This window comes from Cytobacillus solani (assembly GCF_001420595.1).
Lineage (GTDB): Bacteria > Bacillota > Bacilli > Bacillales > Cytobacillaceae > Cytobacillus > Cytobacillus solani.
On the sequence record NZ_LJIX01000006.1, the window covers coordinates 1,233,810 to 1,247,237 of the forward strand.

The 13,428-nt window shown below is 37.9% G+C and carries 13 protein-coding genes; 5 read left to right on the forward strand and 8 right to left on the reverse strand.

All coding sequences use genetic code 11. The features are described from left to right. Window positions 1-13 precede the first annotated feature (13 nt). Window positions 14-199 carry a hypothetical protein gene (locus AN957_RS07890; protein WP_053475064.1) on the reverse strand — a complete coding sequence of 62 codons (186 nt, stop codon included), beginning with the start codon at window positions 197-199 and terminating at the stop codon, window positions 14-16. 315 nt (window positions 200-514) lie between these two features. Here AN957_RS07890 and AN957_RS07895 point away from each other — a divergent pair, with 315 nt between their 5' ends. Next, window positions 515-1,903, forward strand: coding sequence for an L-cystine transporter (locus AN957_RS07895; RefSeq protein ID WP_056683364.1), 1,389 nt, complete (start codon window positions 515-517; stop codon window positions 1,901-1,903). 43 nt (window positions 1,904-1,946) lie between these two features. On the opposite strand, the gene AN957_RS07900 is transcribed toward AN957_RS07895, so the two are convergent. From AN957_RS07900 to AN957_RS07915, 4 genes are all read right to left on the reverse strand, one after another. Further along, window positions 1,947-3,320 carry a peptide MFS transporter gene (locus AN957_RS07900; protein ID WP_053475066.1) on the reverse strand — a complete coding sequence of 458 codons (1,374 nt, stop codon included), beginning with the start codon at window positions 3,318-3,320 and terminating at the stop codon, window positions 1,947-1,949. Window positions 3,321-3,893: 573 nt separating this feature from the next. Then, the gene (locus AN957_RS07905; RefSeq protein WP_053475067.1) at window positions 3,894-5,195 is read right to left on the reverse strand and encodes an NCS2 family permease; all 1,302 of its coding nucleotides are present in this window, start codon (window positions 5,193-5,195) and stop codon (window positions 3,894-3,896) included. A 163-nt stretch (window positions 5,196-5,358) separates the two neighbouring features. Beyond that, complete coding sequence (locus tag AN957_RS07910; RefSeq protein WP_053475068.1) at window positions 5,359-6,357, reverse strand: inorganic phosphate transporter; 999 nt, start codon at window positions 6,355-6,357, stop codon at window positions 5,359-5,361. Between the two features lie 13 nt (window positions 6,358-6,370). Then, window positions 6,371-6,988, reverse strand: coding sequence for a DUF47 domain-containing protein (locus AN957_RS07915; protein ID WP_053475069.1), 618 nt, complete (start codon window positions 6,986-6,988; stop codon window positions 6,371-6,373). Window positions 6,989-7,323: 335 nt separating this feature from the next. Between AN957_RS07915 and AN957_RS07920 the strand changes: the two genes are divergently transcribed. Continuing rightward, a complete protein-coding gene (locus AN957_RS07920) occupies window positions 7,324-8,388 on the forward strand; it encodes a cytochrome-c peroxidase (RefSeq protein WP_053475070.1) in 1,065 nt (354 codons plus the stop codon). 299 nt (window positions 8,389-8,687) lie between these two features. After that, window positions 8,688-8,948 carry a GlsB/YeaQ/YmgE family stress response membrane protein gene (locus AN957_RS07925; protein WP_053475071.1) on the forward strand — a complete coding sequence of 87 codons (261 nt, stop codon included), beginning with the start codon at window positions 8,688-8,690 and terminating at the stop codon, window positions 8,946-8,948. A 30-nt stretch (window positions 8,949-8,978) separates the two neighbouring features. Here AN957_RS07925 and AN957_RS07930 read toward each other — a convergent pair whose 3' ends face one another. Beyond that, a complete protein-coding gene (locus tag AN957_RS07930; protein ID WP_053475072.1) occupies window positions 8,979-9,884 on the reverse strand; it encodes an RluA family pseudouridine synthase in 906 nt (301 codons plus the stop codon). A gap of 173 nt (window positions 9,885-10,057) precedes the next feature. Here AN957_RS07930 and AN957_RS07935 point away from each other — a divergent pair, with 173 nt between their 5' ends. Next, window positions 10,058-10,456 (forward strand): YhcU family protein, encoded by a 399-nt coding sequence (locus AN957_RS07935; protein WP_053475073.1) that lies wholly within the window; start codon window positions 10,058-10,060, stop codon window positions 10,454-10,456. A gap of 48 nt (window positions 10,457-10,504) precedes the next feature. Here the strand turns inward: AN957_RS07935 and AN957_RS07940 are convergent, their stop codons facing one another. Continuing rightward, window positions 10,505-10,975 (reverse strand): thioredoxin family protein, encoded by a 471-nt coding sequence (locus AN957_RS07940; RefSeq protein WP_053475074.1) that lies wholly within the window; start codon window positions 10,973-10,975, stop codon window positions 10,505-10,507. After that, window positions 10,976-11,413 carry a disulfide oxidoreductase gene (locus AN957_RS07945; protein WP_053475075.1) on the reverse strand — a complete coding sequence of 146 codons (438 nt, stop codon included), beginning with the start codon at window positions 11,411-11,413 and terminating at the stop codon, window positions 10,976-10,978. Window positions 11,414-11,669: 256 nt separating this feature from the next. On the opposite strand from AN957_RS07945, the gene AN957_RS07950 reads away from it, so the two are divergent. Then, the gene (locus tag AN957_RS07950) at window positions 11,670-13,415 is read left to right on the forward strand and encodes a phospho-sugar mutase (protein WP_053475076.1); all 1,746 of its coding nucleotides are present in this window, start codon (window positions 11,670-11,672) and stop codon (window positions 13,413-13,415) included. The last annotated feature ends 13 nt before the right edge of the window (window positions 13,416-13,428 follow it).

Consider the following 13,428-nt stretch of genomic DNA (forward strand, 5'->3'; position numbering starts at 1 on the left):
TCAATTTGATGTGCTAATTTTTTATTAATGAATGGTTCAGTCCAGCATATAAATCCTTTATATGCACAGTAACAATTTTAGCACCTATTTGGACGTGGACCATGTTGTCAAAAACAGCAGTTACAAGGCCGTTTAATGAAACATTCGCGCCAATGTTTAAGTCCTTTTTTACGTTCTTGTCTTTTTTATTTTCTGCCATCTTAACACCATCCCATCCAAAATTAGTAAAGGAATCCTATAAAGAATATATCCTTTTAATTGTAAAATAAACATGAGATGAAAAAAAGTCTAAACAAAGATTTTTTATCGACAAATTCTTCTCTCTTTCATCATACTCAGATGGTCAGTAATGGTCAATTAATTTGCATGATAATATGTGGAATAATCTTTTAAAAAAACGCATATATCCTATAAACCTGCTAGGAGGGAGGGATAGAGGCGGGATAATTCCTACTAGATTGATGCGGATACACAATTTAAACAACCTATTAAAAATTTTTAAGGGGGGTTTATGGTGACAACATGGTTCGTCTTATTGAATATTGCCATCTTGATCATTCTTCTTATCGGTTTATTCTACATGCAGAAGAAGCATATTTCTTTTTCTAAGCGTGTTTTTACTGCGTTAGGATTAGGAATCATATTTGGGTTTGGTTTACAGTTTGCTTACGGACCAGCGTCTGAAATCGTGTCCGAATCTGCAGGGTGGATTCATTTAGTTGGCGGGGGCTATGTAAAGTTTCTGCAGATGATTGTTATGCCGCTCGTTTTTATCTCCATTCTAGCTGCTTTTACAAAAATGAAATTAAGTAATAATGTGGGGAAGATTAGTTCACTTATTCTCGGTCTGCTCGTTGGCACAACCGCGATAGCAGCTGCTGTAGGTATTGCTGCAGCAGTTGGGTTCGATCTGGAAGCTGTTGAAATTACACAAGGTGAGGCAGAGTCAGCAAGGGGAGAGCAGCTTGAACAAAGCTTTCAAAGTATAGAAGGGAGAACTTTTCCACAGCAAATTCTTGATTTAATTCCAGCCAATCCTTTTCTCGATTTTACAGGTCAGCGTCCAACATCTACGATAGCAGTCGTCATATTTGCAGCTTTCTTAGGAATCGCTTACCTCGGGGTTAGGAGGAAATCAGCAGAGCAAGCGGAGTTTTTCGCGAAAATAGTGGACACTATCCATGCAGTAGTTATGCGAGTCGTCATTCTTATTTTGCGCTTAACCCCATATGGAGTATTGGCAATTATGACAAGAACGGTTGCGGTGAGTGATGTGGATTCAATACTGAAACTGGGGAAATTTGTGGTCGCATCTTATGTTGCACTAGCTGTCATGTTCTTAATCCATTTATTACTGCTTACATTTGCTGGACTTAATCCCGTCACATATATGAAAAAGGCTTTTCCTGTTTTAACCTTTGCTTTTACATCTCGTACAAGTGCCGGTGCTCTTCCGTTAAATATTAAGACACAAAAGTCACTTGGGGTGCCAGAGGGAATAGCAAACTTTTCTGGTTCGTTCGGGTTATCGATTGGACAGAACGGCTGTGCAGGCATCTATCCAGCTATGCTGGCTGTGATGATTGCTCCAACAGTAGGAGTTAATCCCTTAACGCCATCCTTCATCATCACTGTCATTGCCATTGTTGCTGTCAGTTCATTTGGTGTGGCTGGTGTTGGCGGAGGTGCTACCTTTGCAGCAATATTAGTGTTATCCGCATTAAATCTACCAGTTGCTTTAGCAGGATTACTCATTTCGATTGAGCCGCTGATTGACATGGGGCGTACAGCAGTGAATGTCAGTGGATCCATGGCGTCAGGGATCCTAACAAGCAGGATAACTGGAGAGATAGATAGCAGTGTGTACAATGATATGAATGAGAAGATTGAAGCAGAAGCATAAAGAGAAAAATCGGCAGGTCTTTTGAACCTGCCGATTTTTTGAATTAGTCCATCATTTGCACAAGTTTTTTCGAGAATGAAAGGAGAATTAATCCTAACACAATCGCCATTAGACCGATTAGTCCGAAAATTTCAAAGTAACCAAGAGTTTGTGTAAATGCAGCAAGCTGTCCTGCTAAGATATTTGCTACACCTGAACTTGCTAGCCAAACACCCATTAATAGGGAAGCAAGCTTTACAGGAGCAATTCTACTTACTAGTGACAGGCCTACAGGTGATAGCATTAACTCACCCATTGTATGCATGAGATATGTTAAGACTATAAACATAATATTTGCTTTTACTTGAATGTTTGCTTCATCGCTTCCAGTCTTCATAACCGCAATTAAGAGGATCATGTATCCAAGTCCAAGAAGGATCATCCCAATTCCCATTTTTGAAGGAACTTTAATGTCTCCGCGTTTAGAAGAAGCGAGTTTAATCCAAAGCATAGAGAATAGCGGAGCTAAAAGAACAATAAATAAAGGGTTTACGGATTGGAACCAAGCTGTTGGAATTTCCCAGCCAAAAATTTGTCGATCAACAAATCGATCTGTATAAAGCGTTAATGAGCTTCCAGCTTGTTCAAAACCAGCCCAGAAGAAAACGACAAAACAAGCTAAGATAACGATAACAGCTGTTCTTTGTTTTTCTTTCTTTGTAAGTGGTTTATTTTTAGCATGAGCATCAACTGTTTTATCAGGTGCTCCAGTTGGCTTCTTCCCAATATCGCCAAGATAGCGGTTGCCAAGTAAGTTAAAGAGTACTTGACCAATAATCATTCCGATCGCAGCTGCTAAAAATCCATATTTAAACCCGTATTGAATGATTCCGTCAATTGTTGTTGTTTTAAAGAGATCATTGTATAAGAATCCGATTACAAGTGGTGCGAGAAATCCTCCAACGTTAATTCCCATATAGAAAATGGTAAAGGCAGCATCTCTGCGTGGATCATTATTTTCATACAATTCTCCAACAATTGTTGAAATATTTGGTTTAAAGAAACCGTTTCCAATTATTAACAAGATCAGACCTAAATATAATGCTCCTGCACTTTGGTGTGCGAATAAAACGATGTTACCAACAGCCATCATAATTCCACCGATAGTTATTGCACGTCGCTGGCCTAAGAAGCGGTCTGATAAATATCCTCCAACCATTGGGGTGAAATATACGGCTCCAGTGAAAAATCCATATAACATCATGGCATAACTGTCACTAAACCCAAGACCACCGCTTACAAACGAGGTAGTTAAGTAAAGAACGAGGATTGCTCTCATACCATAATAACTAAAGCGCTCCCACATTTCTGTTAAGAATAATAAGTACAAACCAGGGGGATGCTTTTTTCTGGCTTTATTGTCTACTGCTGCATCCATTTTCTATGCCTCCAATATTTAAAATGTATAGTCAACTATATTATTGTAAAGTAATGATAATTTTGTGGCAATAGAATCAAAATAAGTGGTAAAACTTAATAAATTAGCAATTCATCAAATATTATTATTAATAAAATAATGGGAAAGTATACTGGGGAATTTTTGTAATATAATTTAGAGGGAATAAAGATAGATAAGAGGTTAAACAAAATAGACTTCATTGCTTAACCTCTTACTAAAAAGATAAGAAAGTATAAATTTTTATAAATTTGAGAAGTGTCTAGCTCCAGCGCCTAACGCCTATTGGACTTCCCGCCCCCTCCTACGATAAGTCAACATCGAATCGCTATCGCTCTTCGTGTTTCCTTTATCTCGTCAGGGGAGGTCCAGTCCATACGGCGCTAAGCAAGGCGCTTCCGCTTTTCTACTGTCTAGCGCAAGCGTCGTATCGCCTAACTTCAGGTCCCCTCCCTACGATAAGTCGACATCCATTCGCTATCGCTCATTGTGTCTTCTTTATCTCAGTCCCTTCCAGTTTGTACGGCGATGACCAAGGCGCTTTCGCTTTTCTTATTAATGCGGTAAAAATGCCAGCTGGTAGAAGAATAGGACAGCAAAAATATAAACCAGCGGATGAACGTCCCGCCATTTTCCTTTAAATACTTTCATAATCGGATAAGAAATAAACCCTAGCGCAATTCCTGTTGCAATGCTTGATGTTAACGGCATGCTTAAAACAATTAGAAATGCTGGGAATGCTTCGTCAAGCTCTCCCCACTTAATTTGTGCAATACTTCCCATCATTAAACTTCCTACAATGATTAGGGCAGGAGCAGTGATGGCGGAAAGACCAGACACGGCACTCACTAACGGGCCAAAAAAGGCAGAAACGATAAATAATATAGCAACGGTTAGCGATGTTAACCCTGTTCGTCCGCCAGCAGCAACACCTGCAGAGGATTCAACGAAAGCGGATGTTGGGCTTGTCCCAAACATAGCACCAACAGTGGTCCCAATTGAATCGGACAGCAATGCTTCTCTGGCTCTTGGCATGGTCTTTCCTTTCATTAATCCAGCCTGCTGTGCAACGCCAACCATTGTTCCGGTTGTATCGAAAATGGTCACTAGCAAAAATGAAAATACAACGGCATATAAGCTATGCTGAATAACGTCACCTAAGGCTTGAAACGGATTAAGAATCATTAGACCCTCAGGAAGAGAGGGCAATGATAAGAAGCCCTGATCAAACGAAAGCTGGCCTGTAAAGAAAGCGATTAGTCCAGTAACAACCATTCCGAAGAATAATGCGCCATTCACTCGCAAAACCATTAATATTAATGTAACAGTTAGTCCGATCAAAGCTAAAATAGCAGATGGTTCGTGTAAATCTCCAAGTGCGACAAGATTTGACGGATGGCTTGTAATAATTCCTGTTTGGCGTAAACCAATAAAAGCGATAAATAAACCAATCCCTGAAGTAATCCCGTGTTTTAAATTGTCTGGAATAGCTTCAATAAGCTTAGAGCGAAAAGGGGTTAAAGATAAAATAATGAAAATAATACCTGCGATAAAAACAGCTGCGAAGGCTGTTTGATAATCTATATTTCCATGCGTGCCAACGACTGAATAAGCAAAATATGCATTCAATCCCATTCCAGGAGCAATGGCGATCGGATAATTTGCGAAAATGGCCATCCAAAGTGTTCCGACAACTGCCGCAACGATTGTGGCAGTAAATACTTGTTCAAAGGGTACCCCTGCATCGGATAAGATCACCGGGTTAACAACGACTATATAGACCATGGTTAAAAAGGTAGTTATCCCAGCAAGAACCTCCGTTTTGGCATTAGTTTGATTCTCTTTTAATTTAAACATGATAGTTCCTCCAAATACGAACATTAAAAAGCACATTTAATATAATATTCGTTATTAGAATGGATTACAAGTCCTTATTTACTATTATCTATAAATTGTACGAAAATCATTCCATTGAAAAATATGGACATAAAAAAAGATGGCCATGTGACCATCCTCATACTTAAAATATTGCATTCAATAAAAGGTAAATAAGTCCAGCGATTGTAGCAGAAATTGGCAATGTTATGACCCATGTAATAAGCATTCTTTGAGCGGTTCCCCATTTTACACCCTTTAGGCGATGAGCTGAACCAACACCAAGAATGGAAGATGAAATAACATGAGTTGTACTAACTGGCAAGTGAATTAAAGTGGAGCCGAAGATAATCATTGCACCAGTTAAATCTGCAGCAACTCCGTTAACAGGTCGAATTTTCATTATTTTCCCGCCAACTGTTTTGATAATTTTCCAGCCGCCTACAGATGTTCCAAGTCCCATTGCTAAAGCACAGGAAAATTGTACCCAAAAAGGAATATCTGTACTTGTTACGTAGTTATTGGCAATTAAAGCCATTGTAATAATCCCCATGGCTTTCTGTGCATCATTTGTCCCGTGGGTATAGGATTGCAAGGCTGCTGTGAAAATTTGAAAGATACGAAAGTTGCGATTTGTTTTTGTTAAATTATTATTTTTAAATACAACTTTAAATATGCTGTAGACGATAAATCCAAATACAAAGGCAATTATTGGAGAGAAAATAAGAGCCTGAATAATCTTTAGAAATCCTTGGTAGTTAAGTGAGGCAAAGCCAGCAGCGGCAATTGCAGCACCGGCAATTGAACCGATAAGCGCATGAGAAGAACTGCTTGGAATTCCATAGTACCAAGTAAGTAAATTCCAGAAAACCGCAGATATAAGTGCGGCTAAAATGACGAGTGACCCATTTTCTAATGTAAATGGATCAACGATGTCTTTAGTGATTGTTTTTGCAACGCCTGTAAAGGTCATTGCTCCAACAAAGTTCATTACTGCTGCTAAAATAATTGCATGTCTGGGCTTTAGTGCTTTTGTTGAAACAGATGTTGCAATGGCATTGGCGGTATCATGGAAACCATTGATAAAATCAAAAGCTAAAGCCATGACTACAATTAAAATCGTTAGAATTAAAAATCCATCCATTTGCTAAGACTCCTTACGCATTTTTCATAATAATGGTTTCCAAAGTATTTGCCACACTTTGACAGCTGTCAGCAATCTCTTCAAGATTTTCGTAAATTTCTTTAAATTGAATAATGCGTACAGGATCCTTCTCAACAGAGAAGAGATGTTTAATAGATTGTCTTAGCACGCCATCACATTTTGATTCATAATCTTTTATTTTGATTGCATGTTCACGGATTTGCTGCAACTTTTTATTTGATAGTAGTTCAATTGATTTTTCAATTTCATCAGCACAATGTTTAATGGCATCCACAAATTTAAGCATAAAGTCATCTGCCTGTGTAATTGAGTACATTTCAAATAGTGCCGCACAGTGCTCTATCCCATCAATGACATCATCCAAGCTCATTGCTAGTGCAAGTATATCCTCACGTTCAATTGGTGTAATGAAGGCATTATTTAATTCTTTAATAACCTCATGAACATATGAATCCCCTTTTGTTTCGTAATCCTTCATTGTTTCTGAGAAGATTTTAAGATCACTCACATTTTTTAGTTTATAGTCTGCAAAGTAATTTGCTCCTTCTTTCACATTTAGTGCGATACTGCTAAGTAATGTGTTAAATTTGTCCTTTTTCTTAAAAGCCATTTTTTTACCCCCATGAAAAAAATATCATCCAAACGAAATAATTTTATACGAAAAAAGGCGAATTAGATAGTTATATGCCTAAAAAAGTTGAAAAAAGTATTAAAAACACTCATTTTTTTTTATTATGTGATTATTTTCATTCAAATATGTTTCCAATATACTAACTGAGTAAAACTTAGTTTGTGATTAATGTCACAAACTTTTCGAAAGTGATACGTAAATAAGAATAAGTTTAATTATATAATCACTTTAAAGATGAATGGAAGAAATGGTTATTCATCCCATTTCTTTCACTGAATCTAAATAAATAAATAAATAAATAGGGGGAGCTATTTATGAGAAGAATGGGTTTTGGGATTTTGTTACTATTTGTACTATCAATTCTCGGTGCATGCGGTGCCAACGAGGATGCAGCAGCTCCTGCTGACAAAAATGCGAAAGAGCCAGCGAAAGAAAATGTTATTGATCAAGAGCTTGAAGATGCGAAAGCTAAATTTGAACCGTTAGGAGAAATACCAGTTCCTGCTGATAATCCAATGACAGAGGAAAAAATAGAATTAGGGAAAACGTTATACTTCGATCCCCGCCTATCAGGGAATAATGTTCAAAGCTGTATGTCCTGTCATGCGCCTGGAGCAGGCTATGGAGATGGGATGGCAAAGTTTATTGGATTTGAGGGCTTTAATGGCCCGCGAAATAGTCCGACAATCATTAATTCTGGCTATTATCCAACAAATTTCTGGGATGGACGAGCAGGAAGCTTAGAGGAACAAGCATTGGGGCCGATACAATCGGAAGTGGAAATGAATCAAAATTTAGATGAGCTAGTGATTGAATTAAATGGGGTTCCAACCTATGTAGAGCGATTTAATACGGTCTTTAATGACAAAATATCTGCTGATAATATTGCAAAAGCGATTGCTGCCTTTGAAAGAACGATCGTTATCGCTGATACAGCATTTGATCGCTATCTTCAAGGGGAAGAGGATGCCATTAGTGTCGATGCAAAAGAGGGAATGAAATTATTTGCCGGCAAGGCAGGCTGTATTTCTTGTCATGCAGGTCCGTTATTATCTGATTATAATTATCATAATTTAGGTATGAGTGGGGATGATGGACGCTTTGCTGTAACGGGAAATGAGGATGATAAAGGGAAGTTCCGAACATCTGGATTAAGAGGAGTGGCTCATACGGCACCATTTATGCATGATGGCAGCCTTGAAACTTTGAAAGATGTTATTACCTACTATAATGAAGGCGGCGGGGATCATGCGAATAAAAGCGTTCTGATGAAACCGCTTAATTTAACAGGAAAAGAAATGAATTCACTTGTTGCATTCCTGGAAAGCTTAAGTGGAGAACTTCCAATGGTTGAGAAGCCTGAAATTCCAAGTAACTAATAGCTTTATTGATAAGACCTGTGGAGTTCCTAAGAAATATTGAAAGGGTTCCATAGGTTTTTTTTGTATAAATATGATTATTCTCTTGTTTAGGACAATTTTAGTACGGGTAAAAGTGAAATAACCACTCATTACGAATCCCGGCTATTGCCGTTAATATAGAAAGCGATTGCTTAGACAGCAATCGCTTTTTGCATTTTTACAATCACATAAAAAATTCCATAATATTCCTGAGCGGTTTTTGTAATAAAAAGAGAAAAAAAACGAAAACTACGATAAAACAGCAAGGAGTGGATCAGATGTTTACCTTTTTATGGGCATTAATCATAGGTGGAATTATTGGATGGATTGCAGGAATGGTAGTTGGTAAAGATATTCCAGGTGGTGTATTCGGCAATATTATTGCGGGGTTTGTCGGAGCATGGCTTGGGACATTAATTTTTGGAAACTGGGGTCCCGTTGTTGCGGATTTTGCGATTATCCCTGCACTTATAGGTGCTGTACTGCTTGTATTCCTTTTAAGCTTACTGATGAGAGCATTTAGAAAATCGACTGATTAATAAAATAAAAGCCTTCCAGCTGGAAGGCTTTTATTTTTTGAGTAAATGCAGGAAAGGAATGGTCATAAAATCTTCCACAACAATGTTTTCATCTGTAAATGGATGGGGAATGACAAGCTTTCCTGCATGCAGTGCTTGTCTCTCGAATAAGGGTTTTCCCCCATATAGTTTATCTCCAACGATTGGATGTCCAATAAAACTTAAATGAACACGAATTTGATGTGTTCTACCTGTTTCAAGCTGACATTGGATGAGGGAAAGATCTTGCCTAGGACTGTATTCGAGCAGCTCGTAGTGGGTTATAGCGGGCTGTCCTGATGAAGATACACGCCTTTTCGTGGGGTGATGCCGGTCGCGGCCAATAGGTTCTTGAATGGTTCCTTTTTTCCTTTTTATTCGGCCGTGGACGAGTGCAAAATACGTTCGTTTAATGGATCTTTCCTCAAGCATTTTATCTAAAATCGATCCAGCAAGTGAGTGCTTCGCAAATAAAATGGCCCCAGTTGTATCACGATCTAGACGGTGTACATGCTTAATTTTTCGCTGCTCGCCTTTTGCCTGTAAATAAAACGCTGCAGCATTTGCCAATGTGTTTGTTTGCTCGGGTGAATTAGGGTGTGTATCCATGTTTGCCGGTTTATTAAACACAATCATGTGCTCGTCCTCATAAAGAACATCAACCTCATGATAGGCTGGAATGACACCAAAATCCTCTTCCATAAAAAGTTTAAGCTGAAGTCGATCACTTTCCTTTAGAGGCTGATTCCAATTAATCAGTTCTCCATTTACCTTTACATGCATTTCCATTCTAATTGTATGTATTTGTTTCTTTGGTGCTTTCCACACAATCCTAAATAAATCATCTATAGAATAGCCTTCCCATTTCGAAGGCAATGTCATTTCAAACCATTCACCAAAACATTTTGTCCGTATCATTCTATTCTCCTTTTTAGTCAATCCAATTATTTACAGTGCGTGTTTGCCCTTGTCCTATCTGTATTTTAACCGTTTCATGGATTTAATTACCACCCGAAAACTAGAAGTGGATGTGATATTCTTATTGTATATTACAAAATAGTTACAAGGGATTATAAAGGTGGGTTTTATCGGTGAAAATCGTATTTGCATCAACTCCTGAACAAGAAGAAGAAATCAGGAAGCTTGTACAAAGAATGTATTCTACTATTTTTCCAAATTATTTTCCAGATGAAGATATTAAAGAATTTGAGCAATTAGATGTGTTACATACTTCAACTAGACATTTTGAATATTTTGGCACATTAAAGGAAGCCTATCAAGTGATTGTCAGCTTACAAATTATCACAGCTATTCTGGAAACAGAGAAACTGGAGGAAAGGTACGAAAAAATTTTCGAAAAAAATGTAAATATTTTACAAGATTTCGGTTTGTCTTTTCCATTTACCTTTAGTAACTTTTTTCATGGAAAAGTGATGAAGAATGATATGCTCAGCATGTACACAAAGGCTGCAAATGAATTATTAATTTGAATAATAAAATGCCTGCAAATTTTTTTGCAGGCGTTTTTTTAGTGTAGATTACTTTGTATTTTCTTCAAACCATTTTTCAAATACTTCTTTTTCCTGATACCCAGTTATGCGATTTACTTCTTTACCAGCTTTGTATTGAACAATGGTTGGAGTTTCTTTAATTCCATATTGATCCCAGCCATTTTCAAATTCAAGCAGATTAAACTGTGTAAGATTTATATTCATATCCTTAGCAAGTGGTGAGACCACTGGTGTTGTTCTTTGACAGTGAGAGCAAGTCGGGCTATAAAAATAAACCGTTACATCCTCTTTTTTATCAAGCTTTTTCTCTAATTGATCAGGAAGGATTAAATTTTGATAATTTGGATCATCCATTTGTGCAATTGTTTCAGGATGAAGGTTGCTTTTTCCATATGGATTCTCTTCTGTAATCTTTTCTTCATTTTGCATTTTTGTTAGTAATGCAACAGCTCCGAATAAAAGGATGATTACTGCTAAAAAAATAAAAACCTTTTTCACTTATGCTGCCTCCTTTGACTTTTTCCATAGTAGATAACTGCAAATGAAAATAATGATAAAAGCGATTAATGCTAAAAATGGGATTGTAATAAATCCGAGCCAATTTATATATTGTCCAGTGCACGGAACTCTTCCGCATGAAGCAGCATGGTCTGCTAAAAAAGAAATCTTTTGGATTGAGTAATGGTATAGAGAGATGCAGCCGCCTATTGCAGAAAGCACCATTGTATAAATACTAATCCGAAAATCCTTCTTAACGACAGCGATGCCTAATATGATGACCATTGGATACATAAGGATTCGCTGATACCAGCATAGCGTACAAGGTTCATATTGACGGATTTCTGAAAAATAGAGGCTTCCGAACATGGCAAGAACGGATGCAGCCCATGAAACAAATAACCATGTTTCCCTTTGATCTTTTTTTGTTTTCTCCATCTTATACTCCTCCAATAGATAATTACGATAAAATTATGACCTACTGTCCTGCCTTTGTAAATCAACATTATCACAAAATCCTTGTTTGTTCTGAGTTTCGTCATAGTTTTGACATTCATTGATACAAATAATATCGTAAGGAATAGGTGAATACAATTAAGAGCAGAGGTTATATATCTTTGCAGAAATATTTGGATGATTAGTAGATTTTATTAGAGAGAAATGTTTTAATGTAAGGAGTTTTGGAGGGATGAATATGAATTGGAAAACGAAAGCTGAACGCTGGATTAAGCATGAACAATTGGATCAAGATTTATTATCGGAGCTTCAAAAGTTAGCGTTAGATGAAAAAAAGCTGGAGGATGCTTTTTATAAAGATTTAGAATTTGGTACTGGCGGGATGCGTGGAGAAATCGGTGTCGGTACGAACCGAATGAATATTTACACCGTTAGAAAAGCTTCTGCCGGTCTAGCCGCATACATAGAAGAAGCGGGAACGGAGGCAATGAAAAGAGGGGTTGTTATTGCCTATGATTCACGCCATATGTCATTTGATTTTGCAATGGAAGCGGCAAAAACGTTAGCGACAAGAGGGATTCAGACATATGTGTTTAATGAGCTGAGACCGACCCCTGAGTTATCATTTGCTGTGAGGCATCTGCAAGCTTTTGCAGGGATTGTAGTAACGGCGAGTCATAACCCGCCTGAATATAATGGCTATAAAGTATATGGATCAGATGGTGCCCAGCTGCCGCCATCTATTGCAGATGTGATTATTTCTAAAGTAAATGAAATTGAAAATGAACTGCATATTGCTGTTCACGATGAAACCATGCTCAAGGAACAGGGCTTAATTAAAATGGTTGGGGAAGAAGTTGACAGCAAGTACATAGAGAAGCTTGTCACGATTTCGGAAAATCCAGCTATTAGTGAGGAGGTAGACCTTTCAATTGTCTTTACCCCATTACACGGAACAGCTAACAAGCCTGTAAGGGATGCTTTCCGGGCACTAAATTATAAAAATGTTCAAGTTGTTAAAGAGCAAGAGCTCCCAGACCCAGAGTTTTCAACGGTAAAAAGTCCAAATCCAGAGGAAAAATCCGCCTTCGAACTGGCCATAAAGGTTGGGAAGGAATCTAATGCAGATTTATTAATCGCAACAGATCCTGATGCCGACAGATTAGGAATAGCTGTGAAGGATCAAACGGGTGAATATGTTCTGCTGACTGGAAATCAAACAGGAGCGCTGCTGCTGGACTATCTTCTGTCACAGAAGAAGGAAAAGCATGCACTTCCGGAAAATGGGGTCGTCCTCAAAACAATTGTTACCTCAGAATTAGGAAGAAAGATTGCTTCCTCCTATGGAGTTGATACGATTGATGTATTAACTGGCTTTAAATTTATTGCAGAGAAGATGAAAGAGTATGATGCAACAGGAAAATACACGTTTTTGTTTGGGTATGAAGAAAGCTATGGCTACTTAATTGGGGACTTTGCCAGAGATAAGGATGCCGTACAAGCCGCTGTACTAGCAGCCGAAGCTGCCGCTTTCAATAAGAAAAAGGGATTGTCCTTATATGATGCCCTATTAGCGATCTATGAACAATATGGCTATTATCTTGAAGGACTCCGCTCGATCACATTAAAAGGAAAAGAAGGCGCCGAGATTATTCAGCAAACATTAGCTTCGTTCCGTGAGAATCCGCTTGAAGCGCTTGGCAGTCTGAAGATAATCGCAGTTGAAGATTATTTAACAGGTGTTCGAACAGATAACAAGGGACAAGAACAGGTCATTGAATTACCAAAATCAAATGTCATTAAATATATCTTTGAGGATGGAACATGGATTTGTATGCGCCCATCGGGAACAGAGCCAAAGGTTAAATTTTATTTCGGCATTAACAGTCCATCATTAGAAGGAAGCAGGCAAAAGCTATCCGCAATAGAAAATGAATTCATGAAAATCATTGATGAAAAAATAAAATCATTATCGATAAAATAGGTTAAAACAATGA